The organism is Sphingomonas sp., from assembly GCF_026460985.1.
In the GTDB taxonomy this organism is placed as follows: Bacteria; Pseudomonadota; Alphaproteobacteria; order Sphingomonadales; family Sphingomonadaceae; genus Sphingomonas.
The window spans coordinates 160521-176099 of record NZ_JAPKNM010000001.1 but is presented as its reverse complement, the minus strand read 5'-3'; the positions used below and the strand labels follow the sequence as shown (position 1 = coordinate 176099).

Genomic DNA, 15579 nt, shown 5'->3' with positions numbered 1-15579 from the left:
CTTGATCATGTCCAGAACCTTCTCCGTCCCGCTTCTCGCGGCGTCGCTCCTGACCGCCTGCACCACCACCGGGGACACGCCGCCCGCCGGCGCGCAGGTATCGATCCCGTTCGTGACCGGGGGGCAGATCCGCACCTTCGCCCCCGATCGCGACGGCAGCGGCGTCTTCATCCAGAATGCCCGGCGCGACTGGTTCCATGTCCGCTTCTTCACGCGCTGCAACGAGCTTCCCTTCGCGTTCCGGATCGGCTTCCAGACCTTCGGCAACAGCAGCACGCTGTCGCGCGGCGACACGATCATCGCGGGCCGCGATCGCTGCCGCATCTCGAGCATCGTGCGCAGCGATCCGCCGCCGAGCAGGAGGCAGCGGCGGCAGCAGGAGCAGCAGGGGGAGCCGGAGCAGCCCCAGCCGCAGCCGACGCCGCAAGGCGCCTGATCCGCTGGCGGCGCGGCGCCCGCTGGGCTAGGGCGCGCGCGTGCACGGCTGGATCATCCTCGACAAACCCCTGGGACTCGGCTCGACGCAGGGCGTGAGTGCGGTCAAGCGCGCGCTGCGCGAAGGCGGCTACGGCAAGTTCAAGGTCGGCCATGGCGGCACGCTCGACCCGCTGGCGACGGGGGTACTGCCGATCGCGGTCGGCGAGGCGACCAAGCTGGCGGGTCGGATGCTCGACAGCGACAAGATCTACGATTTCACGATCCGCTTCGGGGTGGAGACCGACACGCTCGACCTCGAAGGCCGTGAGATCGCGGCGTCCGGCGCGCGGCCGACGCTGGCGGAGATCGAGGCGGTGCTCCCCCGCTTCACTGGCCCGATCGCGCAGGTCCCGCCGGCCTATTCGGCGCTGAAGGTCGGCGGCGCGCGCGCCTATGACCTCGCTCGGGCGGGGGAGGAAGTGGTGCTGGCGAGCCGGGACGTGGTGATCCATGCGCTGACACTATCCTCCCCCGGAGGGGGAGGGGGACCGCGAAGCGGTGGAGGGGTAGTTGCCCCAAGCGAAATCGCCCGTGGAGAATACCCCTCCACCAGCTTCGCTGGTCCCCCTCCCCCTCCGGGGGAGGAAGTGGATAGCGTCACCCTCACCGCCCATGTCTCCAAGGGCACCTATATCCGCTCCCTTGCGCGCGACATCGCATATGCGCTCGGCACCGTCGGGCACGTCACCATGCTTCGCCGCACCAAGGCCGGCCCGTTCGGCCTCGATTCCGCGATTTCGCTGGACAAATTGGCCGATGCCGCTAAGGCCCGCACCCTTGAACACCTCCTCCTGCCGCTGAGGGCGGGGCTGGACGACATCCCGGCTCTATCCCTCACTCCCGTCCAGGCAGGGCTGCTCCGTCAGGGGCAGGTTCTGGCCGGGATCGCCGCTGACGGCCCTGTCTTGAGGGATGGCCAATATTTCGCGTGTGAGGACGATGTTCCCGTCGCGCTGGTCGAGGCTCAGTCCGGACTTGTCCGGGTCGTCCGCGGGTTCAACCTGTAAAATGATGTCGTAGGAAAAGACATGTCGATCACGCAGGAGCGCAAGGACGCGCTCGTCAAGGAACATGCCCGCGAAAAGGGCGACACGGGCAGCCCCGAGGTCCAGATCGCGATCCTCACCGAGCGCATCGTCAACCTGACCGAGCACTTCAAGACCCACGCGAAGGACAATCACTCGCGCCGCGGTCTGCTGCTCATGGTCAACAAGCGCCGCAGCCTCCTCGACTATCTGAGGAAGAAGGACGAGGGTCGCTATACCGACCTCATCGCGAAGCTCGGTCTTCGCAAGTAACCTGAAAGGGCGCCCTCGCGGCGCCCTTTTGACATTCGAGCCGCAGGCAATCCGGCCCGCGGCTCTGGCAGGGATGAAGACCATCCCGAACCGCCCGGGCCGGATAGCCCGGACATAGGCCCCCGCCGCATCTGGCAGCGGGAGTGAAGGAACCAAAATGTTCGACAAGAAAACTGTATCGATCGAGTGGGGCGGCAAGACGCTGACTCTCGAAACGGGCAAGGTTGCCCGCCAGGCCGACGGCGCGGTTATCGCGACGCTCGGCGAGACCGTGGTGCTGTGCGCAGTGACCGCGGCCAAGAGCGTGAAGGAAGGCCAGGACTTCTTCCCGCTGACCGTTCACTATCAGGAGAAGTTCTCGGCCGCGGGTCGCATCCCCGGCGGCTTCTTCAAGCGCGAGCGCGGCGCGACCGAGAAGGAGACCCTGGTCTCGCGTCTCATCGACCGCCCGATCCGCCCGCTCTTCCCGGAAGGCTTCTACAACGAGATCAACGCGATCTGTCAGGTCCTCTCCTATGACGGCGAGAACGAGCCCGACATCCTCGCCATGGTCGCCGCCTCCGCGGCGCTCACCATCTCGGGCGTGCCCTTCATGGGCCCGATCGGCGCCGCGCGCGTCGGCTATGTCGATGGCGAGTACATCCTCAACCCGACCGACGCGCAGGTCGAGGCCGGCGAGCTCGACCTCGTCGTCGCCGCGACCCAGGACGCGGTGATGATGGTCGAATCCGAAGCCAAGGAGCTTTCGGAAGAGGTCATGCTCGGCGCGGTGCTGTTCGCGCACAAGGCGTGCCAGCAGGTGATCAAGGCGATCATCGGCCTCGCCGAGAAGGCCGCCAAGGATCCGTGGGAGCTCAAGACCGACGACAGCGCCGCTGCCGTCAAGGCCGAGCTCAAGAAGCTGATCGGCGCCGACATCGCCGCGGCCTACAAGCTGACCAACAAGTCCGAGCGTTCGAACGCCCTCAACGAGGCGCGTGCGAAGGCGAAGGCCGCGATGGCCGAGAAGACTCCCCAGGAGCAGCTCGTCGCCGCCAAGCAGGTCAAGAAGCTCGAGGCGGACATCGTCCGTACCGCGATCCTCAAGGACGGCAAGCGCATCGACGGCCGCAGCACCACGCAGATCCGTCCGATCGAGGCGGAAGCGCACTTCCTGCCGCGCGCGCACGGCTCGGCGCTGTTCACCCGCGGCGAGACCCAGACGATCGCGACCTGCACGCTCGGCACCCGCGACGCCGAGCAGATGATCGACGGTCTCGGCGGTCTCTCCTACCAGCACTTCATGCTGCACTATAACTTCCCGCCCTATTCGGTCGGCGAAGTCGGCCGCTTCGGCGCGCCGGGCCGTCGCGAAGTCGGCCACGGCAAGCTGGCGTGGCGCGCGCTGCACCCGGTGCTGCCCACCAAGGAGGAATTCCCCTACACGATCCGCCTGACCAGCGACATCACCGAGTCGAACGGCTCGTCGTCGATGGCGTCGGTATGCGGCGGTTCGCTGAGCCTCATGGATGCCGGCGTGCCGATCAAGCGCCCGGTCTCGGGCATCGCGATGGGCCTGATCCTCGAGGGCAAGGACTTCGCGGTCCTTTCGGACATCCTCGGCGACGAGGATCATCTCGGCGACATGGACTTCAAGGTGGCGGGCACGTCCGAAGGCATCACCACGATGCAGATGGACATCAAGATCGCCGGCATCACCGAAGAGATCTTCAAGACCGCCCTGCTCCAGGCCAAGGAAGGCCGCGCGCACATCCTCGGCGAGATGGCCAAGGCGCTCGACCACACCCGTGAGGAGCTGTCGGCGCACGCGCCGCGCATCGAGACCTTCACGATCGACAAGTCGAAGATCCGCGAAGTCATCGGCACGGGCGGCAAGGTGATCCGCGAGATCGTCGCCACCACCGGCGCCAAGGTCGACATCGACGACGAGGGCGTGATCAAGGTCTCGTCGAGCGATCCGTCGCAGATCGAAGCCGCGATCAAGTGGATCAAGGGCCTGGTCGAAGAGGCCGAGGTCGGCAAGATCTACCAGGGCAAGGTCGTCAACCTCGTCGATTTCGGCGCCTTCGTGAACTTCATGGGCGGCAAGGACGGCCTCGTCCACGTCTCGGAGATCCGCAACGAGCGCGTCGAGAAGGTCTCGGACGTCCTGAGCGAAGGCCAGGAAGTCAAGGTCAAGGTCCTCGAGATCGACCAGCGCGGCAAGGTCCGCCTGTCGATGCGCGTCGTCGACCAGGAGACCGGCGAAGAGCTCGAGGACACCCGTCCGGCCCGCGAGCCGCGCGAAGACCGCGGTCCGCGCGGTGATCGCGGCGACCGTCAGCGCGGCGGCGGCCGTGGCGGCGATCGCGATCGTGGTCCGCGTCGCGAAGGCGGCGACCGCGACCGGGGTCCGCGCGGCGATCGTGGTGATCGCGGCCCGCGCCGCGAGCGCTCGGAAGGCGGCGACGACAAGGGCGGCGAGGATATCGGCCTCCCCGCGTTCCTGACCGGCGACCGCGACTGATAGCGCGTCTCCGGCGAAAGCTCGGAGCGAAGACAGGGGGCTCGCGGAGACGCGGGCCCCTTTTCGTTGCGAATGAGGGGGTTGCCGCGCGTCGGCCGGGTATATCCCGATTGTGTTCGCATCCGCGCGGGCGCAGGATGGCGGGATGAGCAGGTCGGGGGGCAAGGCCGAGGGCGCTGGACGCTGGCTCGAACGGCTGCCGCTGTTCCAGAGGCGACCGCTGTTGGCCGTGGCCGCGATGCTGGCGATCTGCGCTATCGCCCTGGTGCTGCGGCTCCTGCTCGATCCGCTGATCCCGCCCGGCTTCCCCTTCCTCACCTTCTTTCCCGCCGTGTTCGGCGTGGGGCTGTTGCTGGGGGCGCGGCTCGGCCTGGTCGCGGGGGCGATCTGCGCGCTGCTCGCCCGCCATTTCTTCCTGCCCCGGCTCGAGAGCTTCGCGCTCGCGCCGGGCGCGCATTCGGCGACGACCCTGTTCCTGCTCGTCACCGCGGCGATGATGCTGCTCGTCTATTGGGTGCACCGCTCGACGGCCGGGCTGGTGCGCGAGCGCGAGCGCAGCGCGCAGCTTGCCCAGACGCGCGCGCTGATGTTTCGCGAGCTGCAGCATCGCGTGTCGAACAATCTCCAGGTCGCCGGGGCGTTGCTCGCGCTTCAGCGCAGCGCGGTGTCCGAGCCCGCGGCGCGCCATGCGCTCAACGAGGCGGCGATGCGGCTCACCGTGATCGGCGGCATCAGCCGCCAGCTCTACGATATCGAGGGCCGGCCGCGCCCGCTCCACGCATTGCTCGATCCCTTGTGCGGCGATGTCCTGCGCGCGAGCGGGCGGAGCGATATCGGGCTCGTGGTGCACGCGGCGGAGGGCCTCGCGGTGCCGCCGACATCGGCGCTCCCGCTCGGGCTGATCGTCGCCGAGGCGGTGGCGAATGCGATCGAGCATGGCTTCGCGGAGCGCGGCGGCGCGATCGAGGTCGCGGCGGCCTGCCGCGAGGACGGCGCGCTCGTGGTCGAGGTGGCGGACGACGGCGCCGGGCTCAGCCCGGGCTTCAGCATGGACGCGCATGGCGGCCTGGGGTTGCGGATCGCGACGATGCTCGCGGCGCAACTGGGCGGCGAGTTCGAGATGGTGTCGAACGGCGGCACGATCGCGCGACTCGTCATCCCGGCGGGATGCGAGACCATGGTCGATGCTTCGGACGAATGAGGTCCAGGGGGTTCTGTTGCCCGGCCCCCCTGGCGGCCGCTGGAATCCCCTTCTGTTGCCCGGTGGGGTCCAACCGCGCATCTTGGAATAACCTTAGGCCGTTAGGCCGTGGGGTTACGCCGCAATAGCGAGTGCTTCGTTATCGTTGGCACTTGTGTAGCGGACCGTCACAGTGGCCCACGCTGAGAGATAGATAGCGCTTTTCAACACACGTCGATCCTGGTTCGGCCCCGTCAGAAACGGTGTCCAGTACACCACCACTTATGGTGGAGCCGCCGGGTACTGCCCCCGGGTCCGCTGTGCCTATTGCACGCCTTCGTTTATCCCCATAGCCGGGCGAACCCGGCAGGATCCTATATAGGGACTTCGCGCTTAATGAAAAGGTCAGGTTGAAAGGCCTAAGGCCTTCCCTTCGGCGCCATCAATTGGCATGAAGGGTGCATCATGTTGACGCAGCGTTCCCGTTATGCGCTTCGCGCGATGCTTTTCCTCACCCAGCAGCAGGCCGCTACCGGGCCCGTTCCGATGAACCGCATCGCGACCGAGGCCAATGTGCCGCGCAAGTTCCTCGAGCTCATCCTCGCCGATCTGCGCGAGGCGGGGTTCCTGCTGTCGACCCGCGGCAAGATGGGCGGCTATCGCCTCGCCCGGCCGTCGCACCTGATCTCGCTCGGCGAGATCATCCGCGTGATCGAAGGCCCGCTCGCGCTCGTCCCCTGCGTCAGCCGCACCGCCTATCGCCCGTGCAATGATTGCAAGGACGAAGCGAGCTGCGCGATCCGCCACGCCATGGCGCGCGTGCGCGACGAGACCGCGCGCATCCTGGACGGCACCAGCCTCGCCGATGCCGTCGCCGAGGACCTCGCCGCGGCCTAGCGCGCGGAACCCTGCTTCTTCAGCTCGTCGCGGATCTCGCGCAGCAGTTCCACTTCCGCCGGATCGGCCGCCGCCTCGGCGCTGCTGCGCAGCACCCGGTTGGCGAAGCGCACGAGCAGGAAGACCATGAAGGCGAGGATCACGAAGTTGATCACCACGGTGAGGAACTGGCCGAAGCCGAGCAGGGGCACGCCCGCGGCCTTCAGCGCGGCATAATCGGTCAGCGAGCCGGTATAGCTCGCGGGCACCGCGCCCAGCTTGATGAAGTAGCTCGAGAAATCGAGCCCGCCGAACAAGGCGCCGACCACCGGCATGATCAGATCGTCGGTGAGCGACTTGGTGATCGTGCCGAAGGCCGCGCCGATGATCACGCCGACCGCGAGATCGAGGACGTTGCCCCGCGCGATGAAGGTCCGGAATTCCTTCCACATGGCACCAAACTCCCTGCTGTCGGTTCACGTCGTTTCGCAAGCATGTCCGATTTCGCTTTCGGGCTCCAGTGTTGCCGTCGTATAAGACACTCCTTGAACAAGATCCGGAGGATCACAGGTGATGAAGTTTCGTGCCGCACTCGCGCTCGCCGGCGCCGTCCTGCTCTCGGCCTGCGGGCTCAACAGCGTGCCCACCGCCGAGGAGAACGCCAAGGCGCGCTGGGCCGACGTGCAGGCCAATTACCAGCGCCGCGCCGATCTGATCCCCAATCTCGTCGCCACCGTGAAGGGCGCGGTCGGCGCGGAGAGCAAGATCCTCAACGACGTGGTCAACGCGCGTGCCAAGGCGACGACGATCCAGCTCAGCGGCGAGGATCTGACCGATCCGGCCAAGGTCTCGGCGTTCAACCAGGCCCAGAACGGCCTGTCGCTCTCGCTCCAGCGGCTGCAGGAAGCCTATCCGCAGCTCCAGAGCGTCGGCAATTTCCAGACGCTGATGTCGCAGATCGAGGGCACCGAGAACCGCATCACCATCGCGGTCCGCGACTACAACGCCGCGGTGCAGGCATATAATACCCGCATCCGCACCTTCCCCGACGCGATCGGCGCCAAGATCTTCTACGGCGCCAAGCCGATGACGCCCTTCCAGGCCAAGGCGGGGGCGGAGAATGCGCCGACGGTCGATTTCGGGAACGGCAGCTGAGCCGCGGCCACCCGCGATCCGCACCGGCGCGCGCCAGGTGCGGATTGCGGGCCCTCGCCGGCAATGAAGCCATCATTCGCGAGATCACGACATGAGTATCGTTCGTTTGCTGCTCGCATTCCTGCTCCTCGCGGTCCCCGCCGGGGCGCAGGCGCAGAATTTCCCCAAGCGCGACCGCGAGCCCGTGGTCGATGCCGCCAATCTGCTCGACGCCGCGCAGAAGGCGGAGATCACCAGGCTTTCCGAGGACATCAACAAGGCGACCACGCGCCAGTTCGTCGTCGCGACGATCCCCGATCTGCAGGGCTATGACATCGCCGATTACGGCTATCGGCTCGGCCGTGCCTGGGGGATCGGGCAGAAGGACGCCAATAACGGCATCATCCTGATCGTCGCCCCCGCCGAGCGCAAGGTGCGCATCGAGGTCGGCTACGGCCTCGAGCCGGTCATGACCGATGCGCTGTCGAGCAGCATCATCAACGACACGATCCTCCCCAAATTCCGCGCCAAGGACGTGCCCGGCGGGATCGTCGCGGGCGCGCAGGCGATCGCCGAGCAGATGAAGCTGCCGCTCGAAGCCGCCGAGGCCAAGGCCAAGGCCGCGGCGGACAAGGCGGCGGCGACGCCTCGTCAGGCGCGGCGCAGCGGCGGCGGTTTCCCCTTCGGGCTGCTGTTCTGGGGCTTCATCCTCCTCTTCGTGCTGATCCCGATGCTCGCCTTCGGACGGCGCCGGCGCGGCCCCTGGGGCGCACGCCGCTATCGGGGTGGCGGCGACGACAGCGGCATGCTGCCGATCCTATTGTGGAGCATCGCCAGCGAGATGAGCCGCGGCGGCGGCGGCTCGTCGGGCTGGGGTGGTGGTGGTGACGGCGGCGGCTGGGGAGGCGGCGGCGATGGCGGCGGCTTCTCGGGCGGCGGTGGATCGTTCGGAGGCGGTGGCGCCTCGGGGAGCTGGTGATGCGTCTGACCGAAGCCGATCATGCGCGGGTGAGCGCCGCGGTCACCAAGGCCGAACTCGCCACCGACGGCGAGATCGTCACCGTCGTGGCGGGGCGGTCGGACGCCTATCACGACGTCGCCTTGCACTGGACGGTGCTCGCGATGCTGTTCGTGCTGGCGTTGCTCGCCTGGCAGCCCGCGCCGGTCGAATGGCTCCATGCGATGCTCGTCGACGCCTGGTCGGAGACGCCGCCGCGCTGGTATCTCACCTTCGCGCTGATCCTGATGGCGCTCACCTTCCTCGTCGCGCGCGTCGTCCTCGCGCTCGATGCGCTGCGGATGGCGCTGACGCCGGGGGCGACCAAGACGCGCCGCGTGCATCGCCGCGCGCTGGCATTGTTCCGCACCGCCGCCGAGAAGCGCACCAAGGCGGCGACCGGTGTCCTGCTCTACCTCAGCCTCGCCGAGCATCGCGCCGAGATCATCGCCGACGAGGCTATCCATTCGAAGGTGAGCGCGGACGTGTGGGGCGCGGCGATGGCGGCGCTGATCACGGCGGTGAAGGACGGCCGCCCGGGCGACGGCCTGGCCGAAGCTGTCGCGCAGATCGGGAAAGTGCTTGCCGAGCATTTCCCGCGCAGCGAAGGCGACACCAATGAGCTTCCGGACCGTCTGATCGAACTATGAGCATCCCCGAAGAGCCGATCGAGACCGTCTGGCAAGGCAAGTGGATCGTCGCCAAGCGGCAGGGCAAATGGGAGTTCGTCGCGCGTGCCCGCGGCATCGAGGCGGCGGTGATCCTGGCGATCGACGCGGACGACCATGTCCTCCTCGTCGAGCAATATCGCGTGCCGCTCGGGCGGCGCTGCCTCGAGCTCCCCGCCGGGCTGATCGGCGATTCGCACGATGGCGACACCGCGATGGACGCCGCGCGGCGCGAGCTCGAGGAGGAGACGGGCTATCATTGCGACCAGGCCGAGGATCTCGGCTTCTTCCACGCCTCGCCGGGGATGGTCACCGAAGGCTTCACTTTGGTCCGCGCGACCGGGCTCACCAAGGTAGGCGAAGGCGGCGGGATCGAAGGCGAGGACATCATTGTCCACCGCGTCGCGCGCCGCGACGTACCCGCCTTCGTCGCCGCCAAACGCGCCGAGGGCGTGGCGATCGACGTGAAACTGCTGCTGCTGCTCGCTCAGTCGCTGCTGGGCGACGCGTAGAGGCTTTCCGCGCTCAGCCGGTCCCAATAGCCGCGCTGGAAGGCGATGCGGCCGTCGACGACATGGAAGAAGCCGCAGCCGCGCATCCCCTTGGGGTCGCGCCATTCGAGGATCGCCCATTCGCCGTCGCTGAACCGGTTCTCGGGGATGCACACCATCTCGGCGGCGGCGAACTCCGCGGCGAACATCGACCGGATCGCGTCACGCCCGACGACCGGATCGCGCACGACCTGATGGTTGGTCGCGTCGGCATGGTAGAGGTCCGCGAGCGCGTCCGGATCGGCGGCGTTGAACGCCGCGATCCAGCGGTCGAGCACCGCGCGCGGGCTCACCGGAAATTGTCGGCGTAGGCCTGGAGCTTGAGCTTGTGCGTCGGCGCGGGAACGACGTGATAGGCATAGCCTTCGCGCTCGGCATGCGCCTTGGCCGCGTCGAGCGTGGGGAAGGAGAGGCGGATCTGGTTGGTCGTGTCGCTGCCGCCGTTCCAGCCGGTCAGCGGATCGGCTTCCTGCGGCGTCACGGTCTGGAGCTCGAGCATCCAGAGATCGGTGCGCGCGCGGCCCGATTGCATCGAGTTCTTCGGGCGCTGATAGATACGGGCGGTCTTCACCTTGGCCTCCATGTGACTCCCGCGCCTTAGCGCGCGGTGGCGTTCCTTGCATCAGCCTTTTTGGTCCTGAGCGTCGCCGAGGCGGCGGCCGGATCGTCGGGCCAGGGATGCCGGGGATAGCGCCCGCGCATTTCCTTGGCGATTGCGGCCCAGCTGCCCTTCCAGAAGCCCGGCAGGTCGCGCGTCGTCTGGATCGGGCGGCCGGCCGGCGAAGTGAGGCTCAGCACCAGCGGGGTGCCGTCGCCCAGGGTCGGGTGGGTGGCGAGACCGAACAGCGCCTGGACGCGCACTTCGACGGTCGGGCCGGCTTCGGCGGCATAGTCGATCGCATGGCTCGATCCCGCCGGGGTCTCCAGCCGCGCGGGGGCAAGCCGGTCGAGCGTCTTCTGCCCCTCCCAGCCGAGCAGATTCTGCAGGGCCTGGGTCAGGCCCTCGGCGGGAATCGCGTCGAGCCGGCGCCTGCCCGCGAGCAAAGGCGGCAGCCATTCGTCGAGCGCGGATAGCAAGGCCGCGTCCGAGAGCGTCTCCAGCCCGGCATAGGCCGTGCGGGTCCGCAGCGCCTGCGCGGTCTCGGACCAGGGCAGCAGCGCGAGGCCGTGCGCGCGCACGCCTTCGAGCAATGCCGCCTCGATCTCGGCCGGGTCGGCGGCCGAATCGCTTCCGCTCGACAGCCGGATCGCGCCGAGCCGCCGCTCGCGCAGTGCCTCGATCCGCCCGGTGGCGGGATCGAAGCGCACGCTGCGCCGCGTCTCGATCCGGTCGGCGAACAGGGCTTCGACCGCATCGGCCGCGATCTCGGCGGCGGAAAGGATGCGCGCGCCCGCGGCCATTCCCTGCGTCTCGGCGACGGCGAGCCATTCGGCGTGGGCGAGCGGCGAGGCCGGGTCGAGCCGGAACCCCCGCCCACCGACCGAGGCCCAGGTCTCCCCCGAAGCATCCCGCCGCCGCGCGATCCGGTCGGGAAAGGCGAGGGCGATGCAGGTGGCCAATTCCGTCCCCCTCCCTGCAAGGGAGGGGCTAGGGGCGCGCTCTGCGGCATCCGGAGCTAGTTTCGCCCACCGTTCCGCCAGCCGCCGCCCATTCTCCGCGCGCATCCCGCGTTCGCCCCGCCACCGCCGCAGGCGCAGCTCGAGATCGGCGTCGTTCCCACCCAGCCCGCGCTCGCCGAGCAGCACCGCCACCTGCGCGGCAGTGTGCGCCAGCCCGATCTCGCCTGCGCGGACGAGCATATGGCCCAGCCGCGGCGGCAGCGGCAGGCGCGCGATCGCCTTGCCGTGCGCCGTCGGTCGTCCGTCCGCGTCGAGTGCCTCCAGCGTGGTCAGCCGCTTGCGCGCCTCGGCGACGGCGGCCTCGGGCGGCGGGTCGAGCCAGGCGAGGTCGCGCGGATCGGCGACGCCCCAGAGCGCGCAATCGAGCATCAGCGCCGAGAGATCGGCCTCGAGGATCTCGGGCGGATCGAAGCGCGGCAGCCCTGCCGTCGCCGCTTCCTCCCACAATCGATACGCCACCCCCGGCCCCTGCCGCGCCGCGCGCCCGGCGCGCTGCGTGACCGAAGCCTGGCTCGCCCGCTCGGTGACCAGCCGCGTCATCCCCGCGGCGCGATCGTAGCGCGGCCGTCGCGCCAGCCCCGAATCGACGACGATGCGGATCCCGCCGAGCGTCAGCGAAGTCTCGGCGATCGACGTCGCCAGCACCAGCTTCCGTCGCCCCTCTGGATCGGGCGCGATCGCCGCGCGCTGGGCGCCGGGGTCGAGGCTGCCGTGCAGGCGGTGGAGCGTCACGCCGTCCAGCGCGCCGAGCCGCTCGGCGGTACGCTCGATCTCGGCGACCCCGGGCAGGAAGGCGAGCACCCCGCCTTCGCCCTCGCGCAATGCGGTGCGGATCGCCGCGGCCATCGAGTCCTCGATCCGCGCCTCGGCCGCGCGGCCGAGATGGCGCAGCTCCAGCGGATAGCTGCGCCCCTCGCTCTCGATCACCGGCGCGCCTCCCATCAGCGCCGCGAAGCGCGCGCCGTCGAGCGTCGCCGACATCGCGACGAGGCGCAGGTCCGGCCGCAGCGCCGCCTGCGCGTCGAGCGCGAGCGCCAGCCCGAAATCGCTGTCGAGGCTGCGCTCGTGCACTTCGTCGAACAGGACCGCCGAGACCCCGGCGAGCTCGGGATCGGCCTGGATGCGATTGACGAAGATGCCCTCGGTGACGACCGTCACGCGCGTCGCCGCCGATCGCTTGCTGTCCATCCGGGTCGCATAGCCGAAGGTCCTGCCGACGCTCTCGCCCGCCAGCGCCGCCATCCGCTCGCCCGCCGCGCGTGCGGCGAGTCGGCGGGGGGAGAGCAGGAGCACCTCGCCGTCGCACCAGGGTTCGCCGAGCAGGGCCGGTGCCACCGCGGTGGTCTTGCCCGCGCCGGGCGGCGCGACCAGCACCGCGTTGCTCGCACCGCGCAATGCGGCGAGCAGATCGGGCAATATGGCGTGGATCGGCAGCGCCTCGCTCATCGCGCGCAACCAATTCCCTCAGCCCGGGTTAGGCGAAATCGAGGCGAAGGAGCACGAGACATGGCAAGGACCCTGGCACAGTTCACGATCACTCCCGACGTGAAAGGCGATTACACGCTGCACCTCGAGGACGAGGACGGCGAGACGCTGGAGTTCAGCGCCAGCTACGAGCAGCTGGACCTGATTGTCGAGGCAATCGAGGAGCAGCTCGACAGCGACGAAGAGGACATGCTCGGCGTCGACGACGATGACGAGGTGGAGGAAGAGGAGTGAGCGGGGCTCAATAGGCGCGGGCGACCGCGAACTCGACTGCCTCGACCATCGCATCCTTGGCCGCGCCCGGCGCGAAGCCGCCCAGCGCATCGATCGCCCGCTGCCCGTAGTGGCGCGCGCGCGCCAGCGTATCGTCGACCGAGCGGCTGGCGCGGACCAATGCGATCGCCTCGGCGAAGTCGGCGTCCGACGTGCGCCGCCCGCCGATCGCGTCCTTCCAGAAATTGCGCGCCGCCTCGTCGCCGCGGGCATAGGCAAGGATGACCGGCAGCGTCATCTTGCCCTCGCGGAAATCGTCGCCCGCATCCTTGCCCATGGTCGAGGCGTCCGAAACATAGTCGATCGCGTCGTCGACCAGCTGGAACGCGATGCCGAGGTTGCGGCCATAGGCGTCGAGCGCGGCCTCCTCGGCCTCGCTGCGTTCGGCGACCACCGCGGCGATGCGGCAGGCGGCGGCGAAGAGCGCGGCGGTCTTGGCGCCGATGATGTCGAGATAGCGCTCCTCGGAGATGTCGAGCCGGCGCACCGCGGTGAGCTGGTTGACCTCGCCCTCCGCGATCACCGCGCTGGCGTTCGACAGGATCTTGAGCACCTTGAGGCTGCCGTCCTCGACCATCAGCTCGAAGGAGCGCGAGAACAGGAAGTCGCCGACCAGCACGCTCGCCGGATTGCCCCAGATGATGTTCGCGGTACGGCGGCCGCGGCGCAGGTCCGACGAATCGACCACGTCGTCGTGGAGCAGGGTCGCGGTGTGGATGAACTCGACCGCCGCGGCGAGGCGGTGGTGGCGCGTCCCCGAATAGCCGAGCAGTTGCGCGCTCGCGAGCGTGAGCATCGGCCGCATCCGCTTGCCGCCGCCCGCGATCAAATGTCCGGCGAGCTCGGGGATGAGCGGGATGTTCGACTGCATGCGATCGAGGATGACCGCGTTCACCAGGTTGAGGTCGTGCGCGACCAGCTGCAGCATCGGTTCCAGCGAAGGCTCGGGGCGGGCTCCCAAGCGATGGATGGTGGCGCTCATGGGCGGGCTCTGGCGCGTGACGGCGCCAAAGGCAAGGCTTGCGTAGCGGCGCGGCCCGAGCAAAAGAGGGCGCCATGCCCGACGAGACGCTCAATCGCTATCGCCAGAGCATCGACAATATCGATGCCGCGCTGATCCACATGCTCGCCGAGCGCTTCAAGGTCACCCAGGCGGTGGGCGCCTACAAGGCCACCCATGGCCTGCCCCCCGCCGATCCCAGCCGCGAGGAAGCGCAGATCGCCCGGCTGCGCGCACTCGCCAAGGACGCGGACCTCGACCCCGAATTCTCCGAGAAGTTCCTGCGCTTCATCATCGACGAGGTGATCCGCCACCACGAACGGCTGCAGGGCGGAACAGGAGTGCGATAGCTCCGTTCGGGTCAGATAACCGAGGGGAGCGACGGTGTCCGACGACTATCTGATCTTCCGCCCCGACGACGTCGACCTGACCCGCTCGCCGCTGCGTCACGGCGTCGACGAGCCCACCCATGTGCTGGGCGCATTCAATCCCGGCTTCACTCGGCTGCCGAACGGGAATCTGCTGCTGATGGTCCGGGTCGCCGAGGCGCTGCGCGATCCCGTCCACACCGATAGCGCACGCGCCGTCCGCTGGACGCCCGGGGGCTATGTGCTCGATCGCCACTCCGTCCATCAGATCGACATGGACGATCCGCGCCAGTTCGCGCTCAAGGATCGCAACCCGCGGCTGCTCGGCCTCACTTCGCTGTCGTGGCTGCTCCCGGTCGAGCTCGATGCCGAGGGGTGTACGATCGTTGCGATCCACTATGACAAGGCGATCGAGCCCTCCGCCAGCTATATGGACTACGGCGTCGAGGATGCGCGGATCACCAAAGTAGGCGACGCGTACTGGATGACCGTCTGCGGCGTCTCGGCCGAACGCCACTGCACTGCGATGTACCGCTCGGCCAACGGGCTCGACTACGACCTGCTCGGCGTCGTGCTGGACCATCAGAACAAGGACATGATCCTGTTCGAGGGGAAGATCGGCGGCAAGTTCATGGCGCTCACCCGTCCCCTGGGCGAATGCTATTTCGCCTGGCCCGAGGACAGCCCGTGGCTCGGCGGCCCCTCGATCAACATGGCGCAATCGCCCGACGGACTGCACTGGAAGCCACTCGATATGCCGGGCATCCGCGCGCGCAAGGGCACCAGCTCCACGCAGCGGATTGGCGGGGGCAGCCAGCCGGTGCTCACGCCCGAGGGCTGGATGCTGATCTATCACGGCGTCGAGAAACTGGGCGCGGTGGGCATCTATCGCAGCTTCTGGGCGCTGCTCGACAAGGACGATCCCTCGAAGATCCTGCGGCTCGAGGACCAGGTCCCGCTGCTCGAGGCCAACCCTGCGCTCACTGCCGACATCGCGCACCAGATGTACCTGCCCACCCCGGTGGTGTTCACCACGGGCGTGGCCGATGCGGGGGACCACTACATCGTCGCGAACGGCGAGGCCGACTTGGCCTGCCGGATCACGCACATCGCGAAGGAGCGGTTCCGGTGAAGGGCGAACGGGAT

The 15579-nt window shown here is 68.6% G+C and carries 18 protein-coding genes and 1 other RNA gene; 13 read left to right on the top strand and 6 right to left on the bottom strand.

Annotation, left to right across the window (positions count from 1 at the left end; translation table 11 throughout):
- Positions 1-7: 7 nt before the first annotated feature.
- The 5 genes from MT490_RS00865 (at position 8) to MT490_RS00845 (ending at position 5482) form a co-directional block, all read left to right on the top strand.
- On the top strand, positions 8-436 hold the full coding sequence (locus MT490_RS00865) for a DUF6491 family protein (protein WP_297383403.1): 429 nt from the start codon (positions 8-10) through the stop codon (positions 434-436).
- Between the two features lie 40 nt (positions 437-476).
- The gene (gene truB / locus MT490_RS00860; protein WP_297383401.1) at positions 477-1484 is read left to right on the top strand and encodes a tRNA pseudouridine(55) synthase TruB; all 1008 of its coding nucleotides are present in this window, start codon (positions 477-479) and stop codon (positions 1482-1484) included.
- A 21-nt stretch (positions 1485-1505) separates the two neighbouring features.
- Positions 1506-1775, top strand: a complete 270-nt coding sequence (gene rpsO / locus MT490_RS00855) for a 30S ribosomal protein S15 (protein WP_297383399.1) — start codon at positions 1506-1508, stop codon at positions 1773-1775.
- A gap of 157 nt (positions 1776-1932) precedes the next feature.
- Positions 1933-4281, top strand: coding sequence for a polyribonucleotide nucleotidyltransferase (gene pnp, locus MT490_RS00850; protein WP_297383397.1), 2349 nt, complete (start codon positions 1933-1935; stop codon positions 4279-4281).
- Between the two features lie 145 nt (positions 4282-4426).
- Positions 4427-5482 (top strand): sensor histidine kinase, encoded by a 1056-nt coding sequence (locus MT490_RS00845; RefSeq protein WP_297383395.1) that lies wholly within the window; start codon positions 4427-4429, stop codon positions 5480-5482.
- Between the two features lie 40 nt (positions 5483-5522).
- On the opposite strand, the gene ssrA is transcribed toward MT490_RS00845, so the two are convergent.
- Positions 5523-5868: a transfer-messenger RNA gene (gene ssrA / locus MT490_RS00840) on the bottom strand.
- A 58-nt stretch (positions 5869-5926) separates the two neighbouring features.
- Between ssrA and MT490_RS00835 the strand changes: the two genes are divergently transcribed.
- Positions 5927-6358 (top strand): Rrf2 family transcriptional regulator, encoded by a 432-nt coding sequence (locus tag MT490_RS00835; RefSeq protein WP_297383393.1) that lies wholly within the window; start codon positions 5927-5929, stop codon positions 6356-6358.
- On the opposite strand, the gene mscL is transcribed toward MT490_RS00835, so the two are convergent.
- Positions 6355-6789 (bottom strand): large conductance mechanosensitive channel protein MscL, encoded by a 435-nt coding sequence (mscL, locus tag MT490_RS00830; RefSeq protein ID WP_297383391.1) that lies wholly within the window; start codon positions 6787-6789, stop codon positions 6355-6357. The genes MT490_RS00835 and mscL overlap by 4 nt on opposite strands.
- 121 nt (positions 6790-6910) lie before the next feature.
- On the opposite strand from mscL, the gene MT490_RS00825 reads away from it, so the two are divergent.
- The 4 genes from MT490_RS00825 to MT490_RS00810 all read left to right on the top strand — a co-directional run bounded on the left by MT490_RS00825 (position 6911) and on the right by MT490_RS00810 (position 9648).
- The gene (locus MT490_RS00825) at positions 6911-7492 is read left to right on the top strand and encodes a LemA family protein (protein ID WP_297383389.1); all 582 of its coding nucleotides are present in this window, start codon (positions 6911-6913) and stop codon (positions 7490-7492) included.
- Between the two features lie 91 nt (positions 7493-7583).
- Positions 7584-8450, top strand: coding sequence for a TPM domain-containing protein (locus MT490_RS00820; protein WP_297383387.1), 867 nt, complete (start codon positions 7584-7586; stop codon positions 8448-8450).
- The gene (locus MT490_RS00815) at positions 8450-9118 is read left to right on the top strand and encodes a hypothetical protein (protein ID WP_297383385.1); all 669 of its coding nucleotides are present in this window, start codon (positions 8450-8452) and stop codon (positions 9116-9118) included. Before MT490_RS00820 ends, MT490_RS00815 begins: the two co-directional genes overlap by 1 nt.
- The gene (locus tag MT490_RS00810) at positions 9115-9648 is read left to right on the top strand and encodes an NUDIX hydrolase (RefSeq protein WP_297383383.1); all 534 of its coding nucleotides are present in this window, start codon (positions 9115-9117) and stop codon (positions 9646-9648) included. Before MT490_RS00815 ends, MT490_RS00810 begins: the two co-directional genes overlap by 4 nt.
- Here MT490_RS00810 and MT490_RS00805 read toward each other — a convergent pair.
- The 3 genes from MT490_RS00805 to hrpB are packed head-to-tail and all read right to left on the bottom strand — an operon-like array spanning position 9624 to position 12753.
- Entirely contained in the window at positions 9624-9980 is a 357-nt protein-coding gene (locus tag MT490_RS00805; protein WP_297383382.1) for a nuclear transport factor 2 family protein, read from the bottom strand. The two genes, MT490_RS00810 and MT490_RS00805, sit on opposite strands and share 25 nt — an antisense overlap.
- A complete protein-coding gene (locus tag MT490_RS00800) occupies positions 9977-10258 on the bottom strand; it encodes an ETC complex I subunit (RefSeq protein WP_297383380.1) in 282 nt (93 codons plus the stop codon). Before MT490_RS00800 ends, MT490_RS00805 begins: the two co-directional genes overlap by 4 nt.
- Positions 10259-10284: 26 nt before the next feature.
- Positions 10285-12753 (bottom strand): ATP-dependent helicase HrpB, encoded by a 2469-nt coding sequence (gene hrpB / locus MT490_RS00795; protein ID WP_297383377.1) that lies wholly within the window; start codon positions 12751-12753, stop codon positions 10285-10287.
- A 60-nt stretch (positions 12754-12813) separates the two neighbouring features.
- On the opposite strand from hrpB, the gene MT490_RS00790 reads away from it, so the two are divergent.
- On the top strand, positions 12814-13026 hold the full coding sequence (locus MT490_RS00790) for a hypothetical protein (RefSeq protein WP_297383375.1): 213 nt from the start codon (positions 12814-12816) through the stop codon (positions 13024-13026).
- 7 nt (positions 13027-13033) lie between these two features.
- Here MT490_RS00790 and MT490_RS00785 read toward each other — a convergent pair whose 3' ends face one another.
- Positions 13034-14047, bottom strand: coding sequence for a polyprenyl synthetase family protein (locus MT490_RS00785; RefSeq protein ID WP_297383373.1), 1014 nt, complete (start codon positions 14045-14047; stop codon positions 13034-13036).
- A 74-nt stretch (positions 14048-14121) separates the two neighbouring features.
- On the opposite strand from MT490_RS00785, the gene MT490_RS00780 reads away from it, so the two are divergent.
- Positions 14122-14415, top strand: coding sequence for a chorismate mutase (locus MT490_RS00780; RefSeq protein ID WP_297383371.1), 294 nt, complete (start codon positions 14122-14124; stop codon positions 14413-14415).
- Between the two features lie 34 nt (positions 14416-14449).
- A complete protein-coding gene (locus MT490_RS00775; RefSeq protein ID WP_297383369.1) occupies positions 14450-15565 on the top strand; it encodes a glycosidase in 1116 nt (371 codons plus the stop codon).
- Positions 15566-15579: the final 14 nt, after the last annotated feature.

Bases quoted from the DNA above. Each gene is read 5' to 3' on its own strand.
- MT490_RS00835 (WP_297383393.1), top strand. From the start codon at position 5,927: ATGTTGACGCAGCGTTCCCGTTATGCGCTTCGCGCGATGCTTTTCCTC.
- MT490_RS00825 (WP_297383389.1), top strand. From the start codon at position 6,911: ATGAAGTTTCGTGCCGCACTCGCGCTCGCCGGCGCCGTCCTGCTCTCG.
- MT490_RS00785 (WP_297383373.1), bottom strand. From the start codon at position 14,047: ATGAGCGCCACCATCCATCGCTTGGGAGCCCGCCCCGAGCCTTCGCTG.
- MT490_RS00815 (WP_297383385.1), top strand. From the start codon at position 8,450: ATGCGTCTGACCGAAGCCGATCATGCGCGGGTGAGCGCCGCGGTCACC.
- MT490_RS00845 (WP_297383395.1), top strand. From the start codon at position 4,427: ATGAGCAGGTCGGGGGGCAAGGCCGAGGGCGCTGGACGCTGGCTCGAA.
- MT490_RS00810 (WP_297383383.1), top strand. From the start codon at position 9,115: ATGAGCATCCCCGAAGAGCCGATCGAGACCGTCTGGCAAGGCAAGTGG.
- pnp (WP_297383397.1), top strand. From the start codon at position 1,933: ATGTTCGACAAGAAAACTGTATCGATCGAGTGGGGCGGCAAGACGCTG.
- MT490_RS00780 (WP_297383371.1), top strand. From the start codon at position 14,122: ATGCCCGACGAGACGCTCAATCGCTATCGCCAGAGCATCGACAATATC.
- hrpB (WP_297383377.1), bottom strand. From the start codon at position 12,753: ATGAGCGAGGCGCTGCCGATCCACGCCATATTGCCCGATCTGCTCGCC.
- MT490_RS00790 (WP_297383375.1), top strand. From the start codon at position 12,814: ATGGCAAGGACCCTGGCACAGTTCACGATCACTCCCGACGTGAAAGGC.
- MT490_RS00865 (WP_297383403.1), top strand. From the start codon at position 8: ATGTCCAGAACCTTCTCCGTCCCGCTTCTCGCGGCGTCGCTCCTGACC.
- mscL (WP_297383391.1), bottom strand. From the start codon at position 6,789: ATGTGGAAGGAATTCCGGACCTTCATCGCGCGGGGCAACGTCCTCGAT.
- rpsO (WP_297383399.1), top strand. From the start codon at position 1,506: ATGTCGATCACGCAGGAGCGCAAGGACGCGCTCGTCAAGGAACATGCC.
- MT490_RS00820 (WP_297383387.1), top strand. From the start codon at position 7,584: ATGAGTATCGTTCGTTTGCTGCTCGCATTCCTGCTCCTCGCGGTCCCC.